This window comes from Methanohalophilus sp. DAL1, assembly GCF_001683555.1.
In the GTDB taxonomy this organism is placed as follows: Archaea; Halobacteriota; Methanosarcinia; order Methanosarcinales; family Methanosarcinaceae; genus Methanohalophilus; species Methanohalophilus euhalobius.
The window spans coordinates 1-20,777 of record NZ_MAFX01000008.1 but is presented as its reverse complement, the minus strand read 5'-3'; the positions used below and the strand labels follow the sequence as shown (position 1 = coordinate 20,777).

The 20,777-nt window shown below is 43.7% G+C and carries 26 protein-coding genes and 3 pseudogenes; 6 read left to right on the top strand and 23 right to left on the bottom strand.

The genetic code is table 11. From position 1 onward, the window contains the following. Window positions 1–2: 2 nt before the first annotated feature. The 11 genes from hxlB to A9957_RS02155 form a co-directional block, all read right to left on the bottom strand. Entirely contained in the window at window positions 3–605 is a 603-nt protein-coding gene (gene hxlB, locus A9957_RS02205) for a 6-phospho-3-hexuloisomerase (RefSeq protein ID WP_292343031.1), read from the bottom strand. A 5-nt stretch (window positions 606–610) separates the two neighbouring features. Next, on the bottom strand, window positions 611–1,120 hold the full coding sequence (locus tag A9957_RS02200; RefSeq protein ID WP_096712085.1) for a hypothetical protein: 510 nt from the start codon (window positions 1,118–1,120) through the stop codon (window positions 611–613). Window positions 1,121–1,134: 14 nt separating this feature from the next. After that, a complete protein-coding gene (locus A9957_RS02195) occupies window positions 1,135–1,494 on the bottom strand; it encodes a DUF2073 domain-containing protein (protein WP_105460368.1) in 360 nt (119 codons plus the stop codon). Between the two features lie 5 nt (window positions 1,495–1,499). After that, on the bottom strand, window positions 1,500–2,135 hold the full coding sequence (locus A9957_RS02190; protein ID WP_105460250.1) for an Era-like GTP-binding protein: 636 nt from the start codon (window positions 2,133–2,135) through the stop codon (window positions 1,500–1,502). A gap of 82 nt (window positions 2,136–2,217) precedes the next feature. Next, entirely contained in the window at window positions 2,218–3,231 is a 1,014-nt protein-coding gene (locus tag A9957_RS02185) for a phosphate uptake regulator PhoU (RefSeq protein WP_105460249.1), read from the bottom strand. A gap of 79 nt (window positions 3,232–3,310) precedes the next feature. Continuing rightward, window positions 3,311–3,982 (bottom strand): protein-L-isoaspartate O-methyltransferase, encoded by a 672-nt coding sequence (locus A9957_RS02180; protein WP_164909079.1) that lies wholly within the window; start codon window positions 3,980–3,982, stop codon window positions 3,311–3,313. Next, window positions 3,928–4,581, bottom strand: coding sequence for an HVO_0476 family zinc finger protein (locus A9957_RS02175; RefSeq protein WP_096712089.1), 654 nt, complete (start codon window positions 4,579–4,581; stop codon window positions 3,928–3,930). The genes A9957_RS02180 and A9957_RS02175 overlap by 55 nt, the downstream gene beginning before the upstream one ends. Window positions 4,582–4,621: 40 nt before the next feature. Continuing rightward, entirely contained in the window at window positions 4,622–5,491 is an 870-nt protein-coding gene (gene speB, locus A9957_RS02170) for an agmatinase (protein ID WP_096712090.1), read from the bottom strand. An 8-nt stretch (window positions 5,492–5,499) separates the two neighbouring features. Then, window positions 5,500–5,883, bottom strand: a complete 384-nt coding sequence (locus tag A9957_RS02165) for a translation initiation factor IF-5A (protein WP_096712091.1) — start codon at window positions 5,881–5,883, stop codon at window positions 5,500–5,502. A gap of 74 nt (window positions 5,884–5,957) precedes the next feature. Then, window positions 5,958–6,290 carry a methylated-DNA--[protein]-cysteine S-methyltransferase gene (locus A9957_RS02160; RefSeq protein WP_241646036.1) on the bottom strand — a complete coding sequence of 111 codons (333 nt, stop codon included), beginning with the start codon at window positions 6,288–6,290 and terminating at the stop codon, window positions 5,958–5,960. A gap of 26 nt (window positions 6,291–6,316) precedes the next feature. Continuing rightward, on the bottom strand, window positions 6,317–7,012 hold the full coding sequence (locus A9957_RS02155) for a matrixin family metalloprotease (RefSeq protein ID WP_096712154.1): 696 nt from the start codon (window positions 7,010–7,012) through the stop codon (window positions 6,317–6,319). A gap of 82 nt (window positions 7,013–7,094) precedes the next feature. Here A9957_RS02155 and A9957_RS02150 point away from each other — a divergent pair, with 82 nt between their 5' ends. Continuing rightward, complete coding sequence (locus A9957_RS02150) at window positions 7,095–7,862, top strand: thermonuclease family protein (RefSeq protein ID WP_096712093.1); 768 nt, start codon at window positions 7,095–7,097, stop codon at window positions 7,860–7,862. A gap of 253 nt (window positions 7,863–8,115) precedes the next feature. Here the strand turns inward: A9957_RS02150 and A9957_RS02145 are convergent, their stop codons facing one another. Continuing rightward, window positions 8,116–8,403 (bottom strand): MazG nucleotide pyrophosphohydrolase domain-containing protein, encoded by a 288-nt coding sequence (locus tag A9957_RS02145; RefSeq protein WP_096712094.1) that lies wholly within the window; start codon window positions 8,401–8,403, stop codon window positions 8,116–8,118. A 10-nt stretch (window positions 8,404–8,413) separates the two neighbouring features. Then, entirely contained in the window at window positions 8,414–9,235 is an 822-nt protein-coding gene (gene hisF / locus A9957_RS02140; protein WP_292343029.1) for an imidazole glycerol phosphate synthase subunit HisF, read from the bottom strand. A gap of 97 nt (window positions 9,236–9,332) precedes the next feature. Here hisF and A9957_RS02135 point away from each other — a divergent pair, with 97 nt between their 5' ends. The 3 genes from A9957_RS02135 (at window position 9,333) to cbiQ (ending at window position 11,759) form a co-directional block, all read left to right on the top strand. Continuing rightward, window positions 9,333–9,635 (top strand): hypothetical protein, encoded by a 303-nt coding sequence (locus A9957_RS02135; RefSeq protein ID WP_292343026.1) that lies wholly within the window; start codon window positions 9,333–9,335, stop codon window positions 9,633–9,635. Window positions 9,636–10,101: 466 nt separating this feature from the next. Then, complete coding sequence (locus tag A9957_RS02130; RefSeq protein ID WP_096712097.1) at window positions 10,102–10,962, top strand: energy-coupling factor ABC transporter ATP-binding protein; 861 nt, start codon at window positions 10,102–10,104, stop codon at window positions 10,960–10,962. Then, the gene (gene cbiQ, locus A9957_RS02125) at window positions 10,953–11,759 is read left to right on the top strand and encodes a cobalt ECF transporter T component CbiQ (protein ID WP_096712098.1); all 807 of its coding nucleotides are present in this window, start codon (window positions 10,953–10,955) and stop codon (window positions 11,757–11,759) included. Before A9957_RS02130 ends, cbiQ begins: the two co-directional genes overlap by 10 nt. Here cbiQ and A9957_RS02120 read toward each other — a convergent pair. From A9957_RS02120 to cbiM, 3 genes and pseudogenes are all read right to left on the bottom strand, one after another. Next, window positions 11,718–12,165, bottom strand: a pseudogene (locus A9957_RS02120) (hypothetical protein). The gene cbiQ and the pseudogene A9957_RS02120 overlap by 42 nt on opposite strands. 241 nt (window positions 12,166–12,406) lie before the next feature. Then, the gene (locus tag A9957_RS02115; RefSeq protein WP_241646034.1) at window positions 12,407–12,715 is read right to left on the bottom strand and encodes a PDGLE domain-containing protein; all 309 of its coding nucleotides are present in this window, start codon (window positions 12,713–12,715) and stop codon (window positions 12,407–12,409) included. Then, window positions 12,712–13,371, bottom strand: a complete 660-nt coding sequence (gene cbiM / locus A9957_RS02110; RefSeq protein WP_096712099.1) for a cobalt transporter CbiM — start codon at window positions 13,369–13,371, stop codon at window positions 12,712–12,714. The genes A9957_RS02115 and cbiM overlap by 4 nt, the downstream gene beginning before the upstream one ends. Before the next feature lie 232 nt (window positions 13,372–13,603). On the opposite strand from cbiM, the pseudogene A9957_RS10560 reads away from it, so the two are divergent. Both A9957_RS10560 and A9957_RS02105 read left to right on the top strand, forming a co-directional pair. Then, window positions 13,604–13,843, top strand: a pseudogene (locus tag A9957_RS10560) (hypothetical protein); the annotation flags it as partial. Window positions 13,844–13,984: 141 nt separating this feature from the next. Next, window positions 13,985–14,350, top strand: coding sequence for a transposase (locus A9957_RS02105; RefSeq protein WP_096712102.1), 366 nt, complete (start codon window positions 13,985–13,987; stop codon window positions 14,348–14,350). 340 nt (window positions 14,351–14,690) lie between these two features. On the opposite strand, the gene A9957_RS02100 is transcribed toward A9957_RS02105, so the two are convergent. The 7 genes and pseudogenes from A9957_RS02100 to A9957_RS02070 all read right to left on the bottom strand — a co-directional run. Beyond that, window positions 14,691–16,457 carry a ribosome biogenesis/translation initiation ATPase RLI gene (locus A9957_RS02100; RefSeq protein WP_292343024.1) on the bottom strand — a complete coding sequence of 589 codons (1,767 nt, stop codon included), beginning with the start codon at window positions 16,455–16,457 and terminating at the stop codon, window positions 14,691–14,693. Between the two features lie 30 nt (window positions 16,458–16,487). After that, window positions 16,488–16,874 (bottom strand): hypothetical protein, encoded by a 387-nt coding sequence (locus tag A9957_RS02095; RefSeq protein ID WP_096712104.1) that lies wholly within the window; start codon window positions 16,872–16,874, stop codon window positions 16,488–16,490. An 84-nt stretch (window positions 16,875–16,958) separates the two neighbouring features. Then, window positions 16,959–17,942, bottom strand: coding sequence for an MBL fold metallo-hydrolase (locus A9957_RS02090; protein ID WP_096712156.1), 984 nt, complete (start codon window positions 17,940–17,942; stop codon window positions 16,959–16,961). 105 nt (window positions 17,943–18,047) lie between these two features. Further along, on the bottom strand, window positions 18,048–18,317 hold the full coding sequence (locus tag A9957_RS02085; protein WP_096712105.1) for a co-chaperone YbbN: 270 nt from the start codon (window positions 18,315–18,317) through the stop codon (window positions 18,048–18,050). 132 nt (window positions 18,318–18,449) lie between these two features. Then, window positions 18,450–19,238: a coenzyme F420-0:L-glutamate ligase gene (gene cofE, locus A9957_RS02080; RefSeq protein ID WP_394328852.1), complete on the bottom strand. Its 789-nt coding sequence runs from the start codon at window positions 19,236–19,238 to the stop codon at window positions 18,450–18,452. Then, window positions 19,231–20,475, bottom strand: a complete 1,245-nt coding sequence (gene thiC, locus A9957_RS02075; RefSeq protein WP_367121656.1) for a phosphomethylpyrimidine synthase ThiC — start codon at window positions 20,473–20,475, stop codon at window positions 19,231–19,233. Before thiC ends, cofE begins: the two co-directional genes overlap by 8 nt. A gap of 24 nt (window positions 20,476–20,499) precedes the next feature. Next, a pseudogene (locus A9957_RS02070) lies at window positions 20,500–20,777 on the bottom strand (methylenetetrahydrofolate reductase); the annotation flags it as partial.

Sequence of the window (20,777 nt, the reverse complement as noted above, 5' to 3'; positions counted from 1 at the left end):
TTTCACTCCAGTTTAGCGTGGCGTGATTTAAGATCTGCTTCTGATGCACCTGTGATATAGATCAATTCTGTAATAAGGGCATCAAGGAATACAAGAGAAGAAATTTCAAAGGAAGTTCCCAGAGGTGTGAGGTGGGAATATTCTCCTCTCATGTGTCTTTCAAGATAACCACCGGTATCTTCCTTGCTGCGTCCATGTATTTCCAGGGTTGCATCTGATATATGGCCAAGTGTGGAATCCTTGTTGGAGGTTACTGTTATCAGAGTCGCTCCGATATCCTTAGCAATTCTTCCCAGATCGGATATTGAACGTGTTTCTCCTGAGCCGGAAATGGCAATTACTACATCGTTCTTGTGTACTGCAGGGGTTGTAGATTCTCCTACAACATAACTTGTAAATCCCAGGTGCATGAGCCGCATAGCAAAAGCTTTCCCAACAAGGCCTGACCTTCCAGCTCCTGTTATAAATATGGAATCTGCATTCATTATGTACTCAATGGTTTTCTTGATACTTTCCTTGTCAAGCCTCTGTGCTATGTCCTTTATTTGATCGGCCATCAATTCCATGGATAATGTGAGGTGTTCACATTCATTACAGGTATTCATTCTCTTTATTTCTCCTGTTTTTCTTTACTGCTATCCTTGTAATTTATGTTTTTTACTTTCCAGTCATCAATTTCTTTGAGGTGCTCGGTTAATCGGGTGATGTCTGAATCATCCCCATTCCAGTATATATCTATTTTTACATCTCTCTGCTGCAATTTTCTGACTATGTGTTCTGCAAAAAAGAAAAGGGCCTTTTTGTTATAGAAGGGTATGTGGAATGTAGCCCTGTAACCACTTTCACATTTAGCGTAGGATACCAATACATATCCATGGCTTTCATATTCTGTTATTTTCTCAAAAGGACAAACAATTTCCACTTCATGGACGGCGGATTTATCAATCCGGGAAATAGATATAAGAATTCTCCCAACAACGACTTCAGGAGTCTGCCTGCCAAACCACACAGATATTTTTCCATAGGTACAAATGACATTGACGTCGTCTCTCCCCATTTCATAAGATGAAAGGGACTGGTTGCTGGTATTTTCCTTAATGTCTCTTTCTATGGATTCCATAGGTTAAACAACACTTATCTGTTTGAGGATACCAATGCTGTAATCATATCCCTGTCTTTTTTGAGGGTCTTAAGCTGATCGGCCGGGCCTATAAGGGTCAGTCTGCCTTTTGGGCCTTTGTTGAAAAGTTTTCCCAGAAAAGACTTTGTTTCGTGGGCTGGATACGTCTCCATTTCGATCCCTGAGAATTCATCAGGTGCTATTTGTGTCATTGTCATCTCGATAAGATTGGCTTCTTCCTCAGGACTGAGTCCTCTTTCCAGTACAAGGATTTTACCGTTTTTGACTTCATCAATGATGAAACGAATCTTTTCCACAGGGCTCATCCTTGCAAGCCGATCCTCTGAAAGTAAATCCATTTGAATTCCCTGCATTTCAATCACCCGAATCTCTTTGCAATTTCCTCATAAAGAGTATCAATGTTCTTTCCTTCAAGGGCAGATATGGCAACGAGTGGATGCTGGGGGAACGCTTCCCTAATTGTTGAAGGCGATGAATCTTCACGATCAATCTTGTTGGCAGCTATTAAGAGTGGAAGACCGCGGGCTTCCATATTTCCTATGACCGTGACATTCACCTGGGTAAACGGGTCTTCGGTTGCATCCATTACAAGGATTATACCGTCAAGGCTTTCCAGCCATTTGACCGCTTCAATTACTCCTTCGGTGGCTTCCTTTGCCCTGCGTTTGGATTCTGCTTCACTCATTCCCTGCTCCATGAATTCATGGAAATCTATCTTTGTAGCAAGACCGGGAGTGTCTATAATATCAAGTGATAATGAATTACCATTGCCTTTGATTGTTACCCCTTCTCTTCTCCTGGCACGGCGTGTCTCATGTGCAACATTGGATACCGAACCCATGGCATCTCCTGTCCAGTCACGTAGTATGCGATTTGCAAGGGTGGTCTTTCCTGCATTCGGGGGACCATAAATGCCAATCCTTGCACTTTTTTTATTGAGCAGTTTCTTCAGGAGACCTGTGAAGTTTCTTCTTAATGATCTTATTACTCCCATCTATTTCCTCCATTTATGATGTGGGAATTGTCCTCTTGATTTCTGATATTATCATTATATAAATAAGCGTCTGTTTTTCAATTCAGGCACTTTCTTCTGTAGTGGCGATGGCCATATTTATAGCAGTCTCAGCGATATTTGTGCCGTATTCTGCTGTCCTCTCTATACTATCGGCCACAGTTCCCAGTCCGACTACAGTCCCTACATCTTTTAGCTTCATAAAGGATGCATTGAGTTTGTCAACATCGGTTTTTATGTGCTGTATGTTCTCAATGGTTTTATTTGCCAGTTTCACATCACAACCATAGAGGGCATCAATTGCCTTTTCCACAGTACTGCGTGCCTCCTCGCTCGCCCTTTCTATAGGCCCCATTATTTCTTCGGGAACAGGCCCTTGCAGTTTTCTGGTAACTCCTGCGATCCTGTGGGCATGGTCTGCAATCCTTTCCAGAGAACTTGCAACAAGTCGGAAGTCATGATATTCATCAATGGATGTCTCTGTAGTATCGGCAAGCCGTGTCCCTCTGAACAGAGAGCGGAACTGTTTTGAGATAAGTAAAAACAATCTGTCCACTTCATCATCCCTGAGCATCACATCAAGTGCAAGGTCTTTTTCACCGGTCCTGAGAGACTGGATGGCGTCCTTGTGCATTGAAGTGGAAATAAGGTACATTCTGCGGATACTTTTTTTGATGGAAACTTCTTCAGGGTTGAGTAGATCCTGTATGAGGACACTTTTGGAGGTTTCCTCGATGATTTCGGGGCCGATTAATTTGTGGCAAATTTCTCGTATTATTTTTTTTTGCTCGGCAAGTATTCTTGGGGACACAAGTTCAATAAGGTCGTAACCGGCAACATAGGCAGCAATTATGTTACGTATCAGGCCTTCTCCCTTGTAATTGGTGATTTCCATCTTACGTTTTTTGGGTTTTGTTGTGGTGTCCAGAGTGGCTATATTAAGGGATCCATCGGGTTGGTTTCTGACGGATACTCTGGAGCCTGCTTCAACTCCCATTCTCTGTGCCCAGGGTTTAGGGAGAGAAATAATATATGTAGAACCTCCGGTTTGCTGTACTTTTCTTGTTTCTATATCCATCCCTCGATTAATTCGTCATCACTATATATGCGTATATAGATGGGTTCCTTGTATATATGTCCATCGTATATAATTTTCATTAAATAGATTCTCTGTACCCGTATTTTCCAATAAGGGGTACAAAAATAACGCCGCCAAGGTTTTCCTCACTGAAGGTTCCGTCATCAAGTTTGTGGACAAGAATCAGATTTTGCATGTATTTGCCAACCGGAATCACCATAATTCCGCCAGCTGAAAGTTGCTCTTTGAGGGGTCGAGGGATAGATGGAGCTGCAGAGGTTACGCACATACGTTCATATGGAGCCTGTGGAGAATAACCGAGAGTGCCGTCGGCTTCGATGACAGTAACATTGGTGTAACCCGCCTTTTTAAGGTTACTTTCGGCAAATTGTTTTAAAGAAGGGATTCTTTCCAGGCTGTATATATGGCCCTTTTTGCCCACCATTTCGGCCATAACAGCAGCATTATAACCGGAACCGGTTCCGATTTCAAGAATCTTCATGCCTTCTTCTATTTTCAGGACATCACACATTATGGCTACCATATGAGGTGCTGAAATCGTTTGCCTGTTCCCTATAGGTAAGGGAGAATCAATATATGCAGAGTCTTTAATATCTTTGGAAACAAAAAGGTGTCTGGGAACTTTACCCATAGCTTCAAGCACCTGTTTTCCGATTCCTTCTTCTTTGATCTGGTTTACCAGTTCCTTACGTTTCTCTTCATACTCCAAGCGGTCCTGCCCCCTCCCCATCCTTTCTTATAGGCCACCCTGCCGAAGATTCTTTTTATATATTTGGCCTCTACTTTGTCTCCCCTTTTAAACCTGAATTTTCCTCCACGTATCTTTATTCTTGTGATCCTGAAGCGCTCTCCCCCAGCTTCGTATTCCAGGCCGACTTCAAAAATTTCTTCTCCGGGTACTCTTTTTGTATGGGGATTAGTATTTCCTATGGATTGTACTGATATTTTGACATCGACTTCATCAATCGCACGTGCCCAGATGGTTTCAACATCTGCAATCTTTGCGTATTCTTCACGTTTTGTAGGTGTTTCGATGGAAGTGATCTGTATGGGGTATACATCTTCACCGTTCTGGTCCTCCACAACCAATTCTTCGTTTGTCGTGATGACCTGTGTCTCTTCAAAAAGTGCATTTGTCTTGAATGATTCATCCCCTCGACTGATTACTAATCTTACGGGGATGGTCTTCTCTGTCTCGATCTCTGTGGGATGTACATCACCGCAAACCTGGCACCGGACAAGCATGTTCTGTCCATCCTTCAGTATGTCGTGCCACACGAATTCCTGTGGTGAGCATGCAGGGCATGTGGTCTCGATCTCTTCACTCATAATCGCCAGTTAGGTTTGAGGGTATATATCTAATTGATGCTTATTGGATATTGCCGGCTGCATGTGCGGCTATGAATTCCCTTAGTAGTTTTGTACCGAGCAGGGCTGTCTGTCCACTGTCATAGTCCGGAGCAATTTCCATAATATCAAAACCAACTGTGTGGGGGGCAAAAGCATGTATCAGGTCCCTTACCTGCCAGGGATCAAGGCCAAAGGGCTCAGGAGTACCTGTTGCAGGGGCATAAGCAGGGTCCAGACAGTCCATATCCAGAGAAAGGTAGAATTGTGAGGTTCCTATTTCTTTCATAACCTTTGTAGCAAGTTTTTTGGCAGAATATTCTTTCACATATTCCGGTGTGTAATAGGATATGTGATTATCTTTTGCAAAATCCCATTCGCCCCGGGGTCCGCTCCTTGTTCCAATGGATACATACCTGTCGGTGGCCTCTTCTAATATATGCCGGCTGACGCACGCATGGTTATTTCTCACTCCGCCAAACTCTTCCCGCAGGTCAAAATGGGCATCCAGTGCGATCACTCCAATGTCATCATCGTCTTTTGTACAGGCTTTAATGGTGGAAAGGGTAAGAGAGTGTTCTCCCCCTATCATAATGGGGATTTTTTCATTTTTTACGATGTCCCTGGTATCATAGTAAAGGTCCCTGAGGGTTTCATCAACAGAAGAATAAACTTCAAGGTTGCCTGCATCATGGATCGGAATAGATGCAAGGTCAATATCAAAAAAAGGATTGTAACTTTCAAAATTTTCAGACGCCTGTCTCATAGCATCCGGAGCCCTGCGACTTCCCGGCCTGTAAGAGGAAGTCCCGTCAAAAGGGACTCCGAATATAACATATTTTGCGGCCCCGTAATCCCACAGGGCGTCCATCATAAGGGGCTGGTAGAACATTTCATTATTTAACGCAGGTCTATCTTCATTTTACCCATGGCGGTTATGTATGAAATGTCTCCCCCTTCGTTCACCCTATCCTTGTATTCATCGGGGATTTCCATTTCGAAGGTGGAATAGTCTTCCATGTCCATGAGCTGGGCGATGTTTCCTGTGACGGAAAGTACCTGTGCACTTTTCCTTTCGACAATAGGCACAAAGGTCTTTGAGGAAACGGAGCTTACGATTGAGCGTTTTTGTCCATCGAATATACCAACTGCGTCAATCCTTGCTTTAGCAGAACCATGTTTTCCGGGTTTGGATTTTGACAGGCCCTTGATAATACATGGTTCGTCATCGATAATTACGTACTTGCCTTCCTTGAGTTCCTTTACTTCAACCTGTTGTTTCATGTGATTATACTCCTTTGATAAATTATGAGCATCTAATGAGTCAGGGGTATAATTTTCAGTTCCCGTATATCAACTTAACGAACTGATTCATCGTAATTAATGGCTTTTTCCATTTCCAGTAATTTTTTCTTTAATTCTTTGCCACCTGCATAGCCACCTATATTATTTTTAGCAACTACTCTGTGGCAGGGTATTATCAGGGGGTAGGGATTTTTGTTAAGTGCCCGGCCGACTGCCCGACTTGCTTTGCTTTTTCCAATGTCTTCTGCCAGTTGCCCGTATGTGCGTGTTTGTCCGTAAGGGATTTTGCGGGTGGCTTCCAGGACTTCCCGCTGGAACTTTGTAAGATGTGTAAGGTCCGGATCATATTTCAGGAAATCCACATACTCGCCTGCGAGATATTTCATGATGTCGCAACACAGCTGCTGCATATTCATTCTTTGCCTTTAAAAACCTCCTTCTCGATTTGTTTGCGTTGCTTGCGCATTTTTCTCCATCCAATCCCGTGGTATCCTATTATGGTTACGATTACTATTATTGCACCTATCAGGTAGGGGAAAGTGGATTCTAATAGAAGGGGATTGATGTTATCACGTTGTTCATAGCTGGGATACATGATATCTCCTCTTTCTGTGCTATGTCCCAGTCCCAGGGCATGTCCTATTTCGTGCTTGGACACCTCCTGCATATTTGCATCACCATATTGCACCCAGGAAAACCCCTGGTAGTTTCCTGCTTCAAGCACTATTTCAGCATGCAGGTATTTGTTCCCGACAATGGTGGGTCTACAGTATCCAGCCACTCCTTCACCGGCTCCCTCTACCTTTTCAAGATTCTCCACCCAGCGAACATTTATGTCTGCGTCAGGATTATCGATGATTTTGAATTCAGGCTGGTAACTGAGGGCCCCGTTTCCACCTTTTTCCCAGTAATCCAGGGCAATTTCTACCTGTTCTCTGTAGGTGGGACTGTAGTGTTCAGGTGTATCCTTATCATCTATATATACGGATATGGGGCTGTGGTCCCAGGGTTTGTCTGATATTTTTTCAATATCTGCAAGGGAGGTGCTGGTGAAAAATATCATGACGGCAAGTAGTACGAAAAGGATTTTTCTAGCCGGTATTTTCATACCAACCAATAATCCCCCATCAAAAATAAAGATTGCCCGGAATACAATTATATTTTAATAGTAGTAGAATTATTTTCCTCCTATGTTTAAAAAGTCATTAATTATGGTCGTTGCTCTTCTCATACTTATTTCGTGTGGATGTCTTTCTTCGGAGGAAAGCCAGATCGGGAATTCGACCACAACGGTTGCCAGCGTGATAGATGGGGATACTTTCGTGACGGATTCCGGGGAGAAAGTAAGACTAATCGGGATAGATACACCGGAGGTGGATGAACCCTATTATACCAAGGCAAAAGATTATTTGTCCAACCGGATCGAAGGTAAACAGGTTTTGCTGGAAGGGGATAGCAGTAACCGGGATACTTATGGCCGTCTCTTGAGATATGTCTGGCTTGACGGTGAACTGGTAAACAGGGAGCTTGTGGAAGAAGGTTTGGCTCTGGCCAGGGCCTATGAGCCCGACACGAAGTATCAGCATATTTTTGCTGAAGCCCAGCAACATGCAAGAACTGAGAAATTAGGGATTTGGTCCTATTCGAAAAATAACAATACCGCAGTTATTTCTTATCTGGAAGCAGGCAGCCATGTAGGTGAGGTGAACACGGTTGAAGGTAGGGTGGTATCAACAGCTAAAAATGAAGAGGATGGCATAATCTATCTGAATTTCCATGATCCTTACAAAGGTTACTTCACTGTAATAATATGGCAGGACAGCTGGTCAAATTTCCCCCAATCTCCTGATACTTACTATGAAGGTAAGGATGTGCTGGTGACAGGCAAGATCAAGGATTACAAGGGCACACCTGAGATTGAGATAAGTGGAGTTTCACAGATTGAAATTGTGGGGTGAACTTAAAGGAATCTTTGTCACCTCCTGTTGCACAATTGGTTTACCGGTAATAATGTAGCATCGTCATTATTTTCCTTGATATTTTTTTGAAAACTGAAATGACAATAGCAATCATTGCATACAGCAGTAAAAATCAAATATCCAGAATGGATGAATGACGGATAAATCATTCCTCCCTTCGTACTGATACAACTAGATCTTCACAAAAATACAGAGACTATCAAACAAATTTGTTATTATATGAATGAATATATCAATCCGTGCAGATGCACGGATTCTTTCCACAGGTAGGACAACTCTGTGGATATTTTTCGTTGAATACCTCTTCCAGATCTATCCCGTAGAGATTTGCCAGTGCCCCAATCCATGCAAAACAGTCAGCCAATTCCTCCCGGATGCTCTCCGGGTCATCCCGCCGGATAGCCTCGGCCAACTCACCCACTTCTTCCACCAGCCAGAGGGCGGTCGCTGTTTTTCCCCGCCTTTTGTCGTTCTCCAGATAGAGATCGCACATCAATTGCTGGAAGGCTGCTATCTCCATTACTGTCACCTCAGGTGCGTACAGGCACGTTGTTCTTACGCAGGTGTTTTTTCACATCATCAACCGTATATTCCCCGAAGTGGAAAATGCTGGCAGCCAGTCCTGCATCGGCTTTACCTTTTACAAACCCTTCCTTCATGTGTTCAGGGCCACCCACACCGCCGGAAGCAATAATCGGGATTTCCAGTTCCTCGGACAGTTTGCGGGTTATCGGCAGGTCAAAACCATCATAGGTACCATCACGGTCCATGCTGGTTAGCAGGATCTCACCCGCACCCAGTTCTTCCACCTGTTTGGCCCACTGTACAGTATCGATACCGGTACGTTTGCGTCCGCCATAGATGACGACCTCATACCACACACGGCTTCCATCCTCAAGTTCGATGATGGTCTTGTCGGGATTGTTCTCAACGTCTGTATTGCGCTTACAATCAATAGCAACAACAATACACTGGGAGCCGAATATGTCCGCACCTTCCCGCACAAGTCCAGGGCTTTTGACCGCGGCGGTGTTGATGGAGACCTTATCCGCACCCGCACGCAGGATTTCACGGATACGTTGCACCGAACCAATTCCTCCCCCCACTGTCAGGGGAATGAAAACCTCGTTGGCTGTGCGCTGTATTACATCGATCATGGTATCCCTGCCTTCATGGGATGCCGTGATATCCAGGAAAACCAGTTCGTCAGCGCCCTGTTCATTATAGCGTTTTGCCAGTTCCACCGGATCACCGGCTTTCCTGAGGTCAAGGAATTCCACACCCTTGACTACGGTCCCGCCGGCTTCGTCCAGGGTAACATCAAGACAGGGGATGATTCTTTTTGTGAGCATGCAAATGACAATGAAGTATTATTGTATTAAATATTGTTGTAGAAATGCAGTACCTACTTCGTAAATTACATATATGTTCAATAAATACATTCTATTGTTGACTGAAAACGGGAGTGGTTGTATGATGTATAGCAGGCGTGCATATGCCTCACCCGTGAGACATATGCTACATGACATGCCGCATGATTCCTTTGTCAATGCACACGTAGTGCTGCAGGATAAAAGAGAATGCGACATACCCCGGATCACTGATTGCAGGGAAACTTCCGACGGCAAATGGATTGTATTTGCCCAGCATATCGAGGATCGGGAAAAGGCAACATTCCTTAAGAAAAGGGATGTGCAGAGTTTCTATGTTTTTTATGTGCATACCCCGCATGACACCGGGGCATGTGCTTAATTTTTTTTCAATATCTTAAGAAAAGGTGATATGAAAGCATAAATTCAGCCTTGATTAGCCTATACTACATGCAATTAAATCACAAAATAATAAATATTAGTAACACTTATTGCTTTTCCTATATATAATAATCCTACAGGAAGAGTACAAAAGACTGATAAGATCATATTTTGAGAAAACACGGAAAATCGTAATGTATGTGCGGAGTTTTTGAACATCAATTTATTATGTGTTGTCCTGTTACTAGATGTATTTTCGTGCCTCTGACTTCTTATTGGGATTCGTAAAGATAGTATATTCTTAACTCCGGACTGACCAACAGATCACAGACACAATAAATGAATATGATAAACGGTGAAATAGGTAATACTAAACAACTATTTATAACAGCGTCCTTATGTAGAACCAAAAATTCCATCCTGAAAAGTATCTCATTTTCCCGTAAGAAGCACAGTGATCGATCAACATGACAAGTGATAGCCCTTTGATAGAGCTTAAAGAAACCTCATATTTCTACGCAAACAGCAAAACAAGAGCTCTTGACAATGTAAACCTGAGGATATACCCCGGAGAGAAGATAGCACTCCTCGGAGCGAATGGTGCAGGAAAGTCAACACTTTTCAAACATCTGAACGGCATACTCAAACCAAGTTCAGGCCAGGTTATTGTCAATGGACAGAAGATCTCCAGGAAGAACATAAAAGAAGTGAGACAGACCGTGGGGATCGTATTCCAGGACCCCAATGATCAGATACTGGCACCTACTGTCGAGCAGGATGTTGCTTTTGGACCAATGAACATGGGACTTCCCATCAAGGAGGTTGAGAGCAGAGTCTCCGAAGCCCTTGAACTTGTACACATGTCAGGTTTTGAAGAACGCTCACCTCATCACCTGAGCGGAGGGCAGAAAAAACTTGTGGCAATCGCCGGTATATTGGCCATGCGACCGCAGGTAGTAGTACTTGATGAACCCACTGCGGGACTGGATCCGCTGACCGCCAATAAGGTAATCAGTGTGATAGAGAAAATGAACAAAGATATGGGAATAACTGTAATACTTTCAACCCATGACGTTGATATCGTACCTCTATTTGCTGACAGGGTCTATGTTATCCACCATGGAAGGATTGAAGCAGAGGGAACCGCCAGAGAGATATTCAAAAAACATGAGATACTGGAACATGCACACCTGAGGATGCCCAGAATCGCAGAGGTCTTCGAGCTGCTGCTGGAGAGTGGAATCGAGGTGGATATAAAGATAACACCACACGATGCAAGGGATGAAATACTTCGTCTTCTGGGAATGCAGGCAGGAAAATGCAGATAACGCTTACCGATATCGAGAGAGAATCCTACAAGAACAGTCCCGTTCACGGCCTTGACGGCAGGGTCGAGATACTTGTGACAATTGCAATAATAGTCTTTGCAGTAAGCCTTCCGCGCATAGATGACAGCAATTTCATTCGCCTTGCAATAATTGAATTGTACCTTATCATCCTGATACTGCTAGCAAGACTGAATCTTTTCTACGTGCTGGTCAGATTCCTTGCAGTGCTGCCATTTGGACTGTCAATAGTCCTGATTCAACCCTTTGTGAGACAACCTTTCATTGATACGTTCACAGTATATACAGAGCTCCCGCTTGGCATCACAATGACCTATGAAGGCACATACTTCGGATTGACACTTCTTGCAAAATACACAGTCTGTGTGACAGCCATCGTACTTCTTTCCTCCACAATGAAGATGAACGAAATGGTCGTATCCGCAAGGCGCCTTGGAATTCCCAGGGAATTCACGCTTCTGCTGACAATGATGGTAAGGTATCTCTTCGTATTCTGGATAATGCTCAAGCGCATCAGGACAGCCCAACAGACCCGCCTTTTTGACATATGGAACAAAAATGCACCGCGCAGATGGATACTTGAGCAGGTGGGATATACAATCAGTTCTTTGTTCATCCGCTCCTATGAACAGGGGGAGCGAACGTACATCAGCATGTTATGCAGGGGTTACGGGAATGATACTGCCAACATCTATATGCACAGTAACAAATTAAGATTCAAGGATGTTTTCTTTTTCTTAGCAACAACCGTAATTTTGATATTTTCTGCTGTTATGTAAAAAAGGCTCTGTAGAAAAACTCATTTGAATAATTACTGAAACAGAGATTGCCCGACCTATATTATGGAATAAGAACTTGAACTTAACTTCTTTGACCTGATTTCTGTATTTCCTTGTCCTCAATTCTTCTCTATACTTCCTTTCCAAAACAGAAAACATCGTCTCTGCCAGGTTTCTATAATGGTATATATTTTCATCAAATTCATCTCTCATCTTTCGACGATATACCATTAATTCAACAAGTTTAACTAACTCAACAAGGTTAACAACATCTCTATAGTTCTTACCTGTGTACTCTTTGATCAATACCAGTGTCATTAACTGATGTTGAGTATATTTTCGTTTGGGATACTTACAACTGTGGATTGGAAGATGAGATATACAGCTACAGACAAGCTGTATCAATAAAGTTTAATTAATCGCTTGACATGCCATCAAATCACAGATTTAATGGGAATTCCAGATTTCCAATCTGGAACAAAATACATTCATCACCTTTGTGTTTTTATGGCTAAAATCACATTGGGAATTGTTCTTATAAAAGTAATTATTAGTGGAAATTAGAAGAAAGGGTTTCTACAGAGATGCAAAAAATTAAAAGAAGGTATAAATACTCCACACCAAACGCAACGCTTAAAGGCAGAGGATCATTTCTTTACTAATTTTCCGATGACAAAAGCAATGACCAACATCATGAGAGTGCCAGAGACGATAGCTACCACTTCACCCGTCTTACCATGGCCTTCAATCGCGTAATCAGGCACTGGTGACTCGAAGACCGGATCCATTTCTTCCATGGCGGCCATCTTTACTTCATCAATTACATCATAGGATGCACTCTCAAGACCATCAGGGTCCTGAGATGCAATAAAAGGTGCAAGGACGGATATTAGCAATGCAATGGCAATACCTGCGTAAAGGAACTTCATGTTGTTTTCTGACATGATCTCACTCATGCTGTCACACCTCCTGACTCTGCACTCAGAAAGGAGTTATCAAGAAGATCCGGCCTTGATTTCTGGATTGCTGTTATCACTATGGCAGTGATAAGACCTTCGCCTACGAACCCTATTATCAGATGATACAGACCCATTGCTGTAAGTCCTGCAGCAAGCGGGAAGGTTCCTGCAATGTACATTTCAACAGCACAGGCAAGGGCAGATACGAATAGACCAAGCCATGCACCGATGAAGGCGGAAATTGTTATACTGAGCTTGCTTTTCCTGAGAGCGACAAATGTGTAATAGCCCAGAAATCCAGAAATTACGCCCATGTTAAGGATATTTGCGCCCATTACAGTGATACCACCGTCAGCAAATACAAAACCCTGCACAAGCAGGACAAGTGTGAGTACAAGTACACCTGCAAAGGGGCTTCCGAAGATAATAGCCACAAGAGCTGCCCCGATCATATGACCACTGGTACCCATGCCGATTGGAATATTTAGAGCCTGTATTGCAAAAATACCAGCTGCAAGAGCTGCCAGTATAGGTACTTTTGTGTCATCAAGTTCTTTTCGAGCCCATTTGACGGACATAAAAATAAATGGGAGGGCAATGACCCAATAAATCATTGCCTGACTTAAAGGCATAAATGAATCTGGTATATGCATTTTAATTCCTCTTTTTGTTAATTGAACAAAATTCAATATGAAATTTGTTCTCATTCGTAACACTTACATGAATGGAAATAGTGTCATATATATTTATGGGATAGATTAAGCCTGCTACCGTATTGTTCTCTGATATTTTAGGATGCAGAATAAGTCCTGCGACAATAATGAACACAGAACGCAGTTGCTTTGCAAAACTTGAAGGTTTTGAAAACAAAATGAACAATACCTTAAACAATCTCCTGTGATCAATCTGGATGAAACTGGGATGAGGATTAATGCAACTCGTGATTGGCTCCATGTGGCGGGGACGAACAAACTGAAATATTATTTCCCACATAAAAAGAGAGGTTCAGATGCAATGAACACATGGGTATTCTACCAGGTCACACTAGTGTTGCAACTCATAATTTCTGGAAACCTTACAACAAATACGATTGGAAGCATTCATTATGAAATGCGCATCTATTGAGGGAGTGGAGCTTCTGAAAATAGTGATCAACAATGGCCAAAGATAATGCCAGATCTGTTGATGTGCATCAAACATCATGTTAATAATGGTCTTTTAGATCCGGAGTCAAATCAAAGGTTAAGTGAAGATTAGGGTCACGTCATTTGTTTTGGGATAAGTGAAAATCCTCCAGACCTTGAATCAAATGTTCAGTCTGGAAAACAAGGACCTAAAAAGCAAACCACGGTAAAGAATTTGCTGGATCGGTTTATAGGATACAAGGAAGATATCATGCAGATTATGTACTACCCAAACGTTCCCTTTGATAACAATCAGGAGGAAAGAGACATCAGGATGACGAAAGTACAGCAGAAGATATCAGGTACTTTCCGTAGCGAAAAGGGTACAAGGAATTTCTGCCGCCTTAGGGGTTACGTTTCTGCTGTCAACAAGAAATCTGTATCTGTTATAGACTCGATCAGTGAAATATTCTATGGGATTCCACTTATTCCATTATTGCAGAATTGAGCGCAGATAGAGAAGTCAGCGTGGTGGAAACGAGCTAGGCTGAATAGTTACAAATCGGGAAATAATTGCCGAAGGTACGCCTCGCGAAATATTTTCAGACTGGCAATTACTCAGGGATAACAATCTGGAGGCACCCGATGTATTCAAGCTCTTCCAGGTACTCACATGTTTTGGATATGACTGCAAGAAATTGCCCTTAAGAATCAATGAAGCAGTTGACGAATTAACAAAAACGATAGAAAGTGGCAAGGACATGTCCACCTGCACATTCATGAACATACCCACAGGGACGTAAACGAATGTCTGAATAACTACAATCATCACTCATGAAAAATTGCACTCATTCATCCAGATTGTAATAATAATATTCGCCTCTGGATTTTTGCAACCTGTCCAGATGTGAATCCTTTTTATTGACCCTGGGTCGGGATGTGTCTTCATCGCGGCGGAAAGTTATGTCCAGATTGGAGAGGAATTTATTCATTCCTTTCTGCATGCCGGTCGGGGAATGAGCTTCACCATATACAGCCGGCTCACCTTCAAACACAATCAACCTTTCACTTAGCATATCGATCATGTAAATATCATGATCTACAACCATGGCGGTTTTCTTATTGTTCTCGGCAAAACGCTTGATGGTCCTGGTGGCCTGGGAACGCTGCTCTACATCAAGATGAGCACTGGGTTCATCCAGAATATACATGTCTGCATTCCTGGTCAAACAGGCTGCTATTGCAACCCTCTGTAGTTCACCACCACTGAGGTCTGTCAGCATGCGGTCATAGAGTCTTTCAAGCTGGAGTGGTTTGGCAATCTCGGCCTCATAGTAACTGGTATCGACCTTTGAGGAAATGCCCCTGAGGAAATACTTAACCGGTAGATTCTGGTCAACCACGATATACTGGGGCTTATAGGAAATGGATATGTCAAAATCCATCTCTTCACCATCCGGTTCTTCCTCGCCAGCAAGAACCTTTACGAAAGTGGACTTACCAATTCCATTGGGACCCACAACACCGAGCACTTCACCGTTTTTAAGAGAACCTCCAGCTGCTTTGAGGCTAAACTTATCATAGTTCTTGGAAAAGCCCTCATATTCCACAAGCGTGCCTACTTCTTTTTCAGCTCTTGGGGGATGTACCTCAAAATTAATACTGTCCGGCCTGACACGCACATTTTCCTCGGGAAGATAGCCTTTGAGATACTGATTGATGGCAATACGCACTCCCTTGGGATGAGTAATCACACCATAGCCGGAAGGCATACCATAAGCAACATGTACCACATCAGAGAGCATGTCCAGAATTGCCAGATCGTGTTCTACAACCAGTACGGCCTTGTCCTGTGAAATTTCCTGAATCAACTGGGACACTTTTATCCGCTGATAGATATCAAGATAGGGGCTGATCTCATCAAAAAAGTAGAAATCAGCATCCTTGGCAGCACAGGCAGCAATCGCTACCCTCTGGAGTTCTCCACCGCTCAGGTCCCCGATATTGCGATCCATTATATGAGATAAACCGAGTTTATCCACAAGGTCATCCAGCCTGCCGCATTCATCTGTATTTTCAAGCAATTCACGGGTTTTGCCTTTGAAAGCTTTGGGGATCATATCCACATACTGAGGTTTCTGGGAAACTTTTATAGTGCCTTGTGCAACCTTGCTGAAATATTCATACATAGAGGTTCCCGAATAATATTCAAGTACCTCATCCCAGCTTCCTTCCTCACCACCAAAATTGGGGATCATGTTTCCTGAAAGAATCTGTACACAGGTACTTTTACCTATACCGTTGGGCCCCAGAATACCGGTTACCCTGCCGGTTTCGACTGATGGCAGGCCATAGAGTGCAAAGCCATTGGTACCATAGCGATGGATTGGTTTATCCAGTTCCTCGGGCAGGCCAATGATCATAATGGCATCAAAGGGGCATTTATTGACGCATATACCACAACCCACACACATTTCTTCTGAAATAATGGGTTTCCCGTCTTCTCCAAAAATGATGGTTTCATCGCCTGTCCTGACGCGGGGACAATATTTCTCACACTCGTGGCTGCATCTTCTGGGCTGACATCTATCTTTATTCAGTACTGCAATTCGCATATCAAAATACCTGCCAGACAAGAGTGGATATCAGTTCAAAAGTAATGTCCATGTGACAAGGCAAAAATCAATAACTATGAACTCTACGTAAAACCAATCTTTCATACCAAATTCCTTGGTATCGATATTGATCTTTGGGTAAATCAGGCGCTGGGCGTAATAGGCAAGTATTGCAACAATTACAAGGATAGCATACCATTTTGTGTCCGCTCCTATTCCCAGTACGTTGAATGCTATGATACCTGCGAAAATTCCTATAAAAGCAGCAACTGCAGTCTTCACGATACCCTCAACATGAGCTGCTCTCTTCTCCTCGGGGGTCATGACCTTCGTAGCTGTGGCCACTTCTGCAGCAGAAGCCTTTTCCCCTTCAGCAGGCTTATTTTCCTTTTTTGATTTATTTGCTTTATTTTTCAAGGGGCATCTTCTCCTGAATGAATATTATAAATGAACATACAACACAATAACCTATATAAACGTTTATTCATAGGTGATCACCTATTACATAAATTCATTGCTGACAACATTATTGATATCCGCAAGGCAAACGGCATCATAACCCAATGAATTCAGATGACAAGCAAATCTAGAGGGACGATGTCCCCCGGGATGATAAACAACCACAAATTCAGGATCGATATCCAGAACCATTTTTTCCAGGCCTGAAGCATCCAGGTGGTCGCTGATATTAATGGAAGGAAACCTATGGTCCCGGCGTCCTGTAATCATGTATTTGGACATATAAAGGGGAAGTTCTTCGAGTTTGCCCGGAGAAACAACATTGACTCCAGCTCCTGCACCCATTGAAACAAGTTCACCTGCATCCTCAAGCAGGTTTTGTGTAAGTTCCTGCGACTTATCATCCATCCCTATTGGCCCTTCATAACCTGATTGCCTGATCAGTCTGACAACTCTTTGCGCCTTCCCGAAGGGATACGCGCCAAATGCTACATCCTGGGGAGATTCAAGAGCCGCATATAATCCTTCCAGGTCATCCTCAAAATAACAGGAAAGGTCAGCAGGATCTCCATAATTTGCCTCGGTTATGAGTACATCACAAGAGGGAAGATTTGAGGCATCCTTCACATCACCTGTTGCAAGAATACGCATCCCATTTTCATTTTCCCACCCAAAGGCCACAGAACCATCGGTGTGATGGGTTGGATAGGTCTGGATTTTTACTCCCCTATGCTCAATAAGCCCATTTTCCCCTGTCAAATTGCCTTTAAAGTTACGACTATGCCGTACCTCCAGGGCATTCATGGTTTTTTCCGTGCATATTGAGCACTCAGAAAGCATTGCTGAACTTCCATGATGGTCAGAATGGGCATGGGTTATCAAATAAGCGTCTGGCTGCGGATATTTTGCCGCAACTCTTGTAGAATCAATAAAAAAAGAACGCAAATTCCCTTCTTCACTTCTGAACTTTACAGCCAGATGGGGCTTGAAACTTCCACGGGCGTTTTTTTGCCTATACGGCATCATACCCATCCTGACCAAACGCTGCACTTGTTATACCTCAGGACAGGAAAGGATTACAACTTATTTACCATTTCCGAAAAAAGAAGATAAAAGAAAAAGGAGAATGTATCAGAACAATTTATTCAGTTCAGCACTCAGTATATCGGCACTGGTTACACCGGTATACCTTTTAATTTCCGAACCATCTTTTTCGATGATTAGGGTAGGTACCGCATGAATTCCATATTTCCCGGCAAGATCCGGACTCTGGTCCACATCAACTTCCTTAATATCGACCTTGTCGCCGAGTTCCTTCTCCAGGTTCTCAAGAATTGGTTTCTGCATCTTGCATGGGCCACACCAGGTGGCGCTGAAATCATATAATACAACATTACTCATCCGATATCACCTTGAATATTACCATATATATCTACAACAGTATCTTTGAAATGCTTTACCGTGGGTTGCACGGTGTTGCACCAACCATACAAAATCATGTTTTTATCCTATATAAATTTGCTGGTGCAAGAATCAGGGTTTCGATGTACCGTTCATACGAATATTGCTATAATACATACATTCTTCCCTGGAAAAGAGAGGCATAGGCACATCTTCATCCACCAGCCTGACAGGTGCATTCCTCACAATTACACAGGGAACACTTTCTCCAGCCTCACCCATTACAAGCTGGCAGGCAGACATGATATTATCTGCCACAGCCTTATGAGTAATATGCAGGGTATTTCCAAACAGGTCACTCTCCCCCCTGGCATCCTCAACCGGAATCAAACCGGAGGTGCCAAGCGCCACACCCACACACCCCAGGCGCAGGGGCTGGGTGCGACTGTCACCCACAATTACACCGATATCACATCCAAATTTTTCCCTGAGTCCTTTCCTGATAACTGAAGCACTTTTATCGGCATCCTCGGGAAGCAGGACAACGTGGCCAGCCGGGGCATTGGAACCATCAATTCCTGCATTGGGAGAAAGGTTTCCTTTCGTTATAGTCAGTGCTGCACCTGGCACCCCTCCGAATACTTCATCACATTCCTGCAGCACCAGTTCCATTTCCCGTGGATCGAGACTGTAGCGGTGGGCCAGTTTCAGTGCCTGTTGTGTGGGACTTATGTCTGAAAGATTTACTACCCTTCCTTCAGCTGTAGCAACCGCAGATTCGGCCAGCACTACCACGTCACCATTTTCCAGAGTGAGGGATTGTTCTGCAAAAACTTTTGAAAGTACATCTACAACATTGTCCCCGGAATTTATTAGGGGAGTCCTGACACCAATAAGCTGCATTGAAGGGGATTTATTCACCTTCTGCAAGATATTCCCCCATTATCTGGATGGCACAGTATTCCCCGCACATTGAACAAGGCCCCTCCATCGGGCAGAAATCCCTTGGACGATCCGGATCAAAAGCAAGTTCCATCTGCCCTTCCCAATCAAAACTGGCGCGTCTTTTTGCAAGCAGACGATCTTTTTCTGCCATACCATATTTCATCGAGTCACCTATATGAGCCGCTATCTTGAAAGCAACCAGGCCTTCCCTTACCTGGTCCGGGGTTGGCAGGGAAAGGTGCTCGGAAGGAGTTATGTAACAGAGATAGTCGGCACCTGCACCGCTTGCTATACTTGCCCCTACAGCACCTGCGATATGATCATAACCCAGGGCAATATCCGTAGGCAGAGGACCTGCCACAAAAAGGGGATGGGGAGATTTGGAACGATAGGTCTCAACAGATTCAGGAATGGAAGCTGCCGCCACATGGCCACCCATCCCTTCTATGATTACCTGTACGCCTTGCTCATTGGCACGTTTTGCAAGGGCTGCATTGTTTTCCATCTCCATAAGCTGGGCCTTATCCGGCCTGTCATGGATACAACCACTTCTCATAGTGTTACCCAAAGACAGCACCACATCCTTATCCCGGAGAATTTCCATGACCTCATCGAAGTTTTCAAGGAATGGATTTTCACAGCCACTGCCAAGCATGAAGACACTGGTAAATGAGCCACCTTTGGAAACCATACCCATCAGCCTGCCTGAACCTTTCACTTCTTCAAGCATTTGTTTTTCAACACAGTGCAATACAACGGAGCTGATACCTTCAGCTACCTGGGATCTGAGATAAGAAAGTATGTCAGCTGAAGTGACTTTTTTCAGTCCGCATTCCACAACTGCCTGATAGACAGGAACCGTGGTAAGGGGCAGGGTGGTATTTTCAATAATTGCTTTGCGAATCTGCGGGATGTCTCCTCCCATTGAAAGATCGGTTATGGTATCGGCACCGTATTTTTCTGCAATCAGGGCTTTTTCAATCTCTGAGGAGGGATCAATGCTCGCAGCGGAACTGCCGAGATTTACATTGATCTTGGTGGTTGCCCCTTCCCCGATGGCAACCGGAGGATTGCCCTGTCTTGTCATGATTACAAGGCTGCCCCTTGCGACACGGGATAGTACCATGTCAGGATCCATGTTTTCCTGTACTGCGACCTGCTGCATCTCAGCGGTCAATTCACCGTTTTTGGCATGATCGATCTGTGTAAGCATAATAATCCCTTAGAGGGGTGGTAATCAGTCCTTTTCATATAAACCGGCCATTTCAAAGAGGGCCGTTATCTGCCTGTAATGACCAATGGGCATGAGATGTATGCCCCTGCACACCTTTTTTAATTCACGAACTTGTTCGGCACATATCAGAAGACCTTCTTCTGCAGGGTCAGTTGAGGATTCCATGCGTGCAATCAGTTCATCCCCTACCTGGATACCAGGAATCTTCTCATTCATGAAACGGGCCATATGAGCGGATTTGAGAGGAATGAGTCCTGCAAGCACCGGTACCTCCATATGAG

Coding starts and splice junctions, on each gene's coding strand:
- hxlB (WP_292343031.1), bottom strand. CDS start 605: ATGAATACCTGTAATGAATGTGAACACCTCACATTATCCATGGAATTG.
- A9957_RS02200 (WP_096712085.1), bottom strand. CDS start 1,120: ATGGAATCCATAGAAAGAGACATTAAGGAAAATACCAGCAACCAGTCC.
- A9957_RS02195 (WP_105460368.1), bottom strand. CDS start 1,494: ATGCAGGGAATTCAAATGGATTTACTTTCAGAGGATCGGCTTGCAAGG.
- A9957_RS02190 (WP_105460250.1), bottom strand. CDS start 2,135: ATGGGAGTAATAAGATCATTAAGAAGAAACTTCACAGGTCTCCTGAAG.
- A9957_RS02185 (WP_105460249.1), bottom strand. CDS start 3,231: ATGGATATAGAAACAAGAAAAGTACAGCAAACCGGAGGTTCTACATAT.
- A9957_RS02180 (WP_164909079.1), bottom strand. CDS start 3,982: ATGGGGAGGGGGCAGGACCGCTTGGAGTATGAAGAGAAACGTAAGGAA.
- A9957_RS02175 (WP_096712089.1), bottom strand. CDS start 4,581: ATGAGTGAAGAGATCGAGACCACATGCCCTGCATGCTCACCACAGGAA.
- speB (WP_096712090.1), bottom strand. CDS start 5,491: ATGTTCTACCAGCCCCTTATGATGGACGCCCTGTGGGATTACGGGGCC.
- A9957_RS02165 (WP_096712091.1), bottom strand. CDS start 5,883: ATGAAACAACAGGTTGAAGTAAAGGAACTCAAGGAAGGCAAGTACGTA.
- A9957_RS02160 (WP_241646036.1), bottom strand. CDS start 6,290: ATGAAATATCTCGCAGGCGAGTATGTGGATTTCCTGAAATATGATCCG.
- A9957_RS02155 (WP_096712154.1), bottom strand. CDS start 7,012: ATGAAAATACCGGCTAGAAAAATCCTTTTCGTACTACTTGCCGTCATG.
- A9957_RS02150 (WP_096712093.1), top strand. CDS start 7,095: ATGTTTAAAAAGTCATTAATTATGGTCGTTGCTCTTCTCATACTTATT.
- A9957_RS02145 (WP_096712094.1), bottom strand. CDS start 8,403: ATGGAGATAGCAGCCTTCCAGCAATTGATGTGCGATCTCTATCTGGAG.
- hisF (WP_292343029.1), bottom strand. CDS start 9,235: ATGCTCACAAAAAGAATCATCCCCTGTCTTGATGTTACCCTGGACGAA.
- A9957_RS02130 (WP_096712097.1), top strand. CDS start 10,102: ATGACAAGTGATAGCCCTTTGATAGAGCTTAAAGAAACCTCATATTTC.
- cbiQ (WP_096712098.1), top strand. CDS start 10,953: ATGCAGATAACGCTTACCGATATCGAGAGAGAATCCTACAAGAACAGT.
- A9957_RS02115 (WP_241646034.1), bottom strand. CDS start 12,715: ATGAGTGAGATCATGTCAGAAAACAACATGAAGTTCCTTTACGCAGGT.
- cbiM (WP_096712099.1), bottom strand. CDS start 13,371: ATGCATATACCAGATTCATTTATGCCTTTAAGTCAGGCAATGATTTAT.
- A9957_RS02100 (WP_292343024.1), bottom strand. CDS start 16,457: ATGCGAATTGCAGTACTGAATAAAGATAGATGTCAGCCCAGAAGATGC.
- A9957_RS02090 (WP_096712156.1), bottom strand. CDS start 17,942: ATGATGCCGTATAGGCAAAAAAACGCCCGTGGAAGTTTCAAGCCCCAT.
- A9957_RS02085 (WP_096712105.1), bottom strand. CDS start 18,317: ATGAGTAATGTTGTATTATATGATTTCAGCGCCACCTGGTGTGGCCCA.
- thiC (WP_367121656.1), bottom strand. CDS start 20,475: ATGCTTACACAGATCGATCATGCCAAAAACGGTGAATTGACCGCTGAG.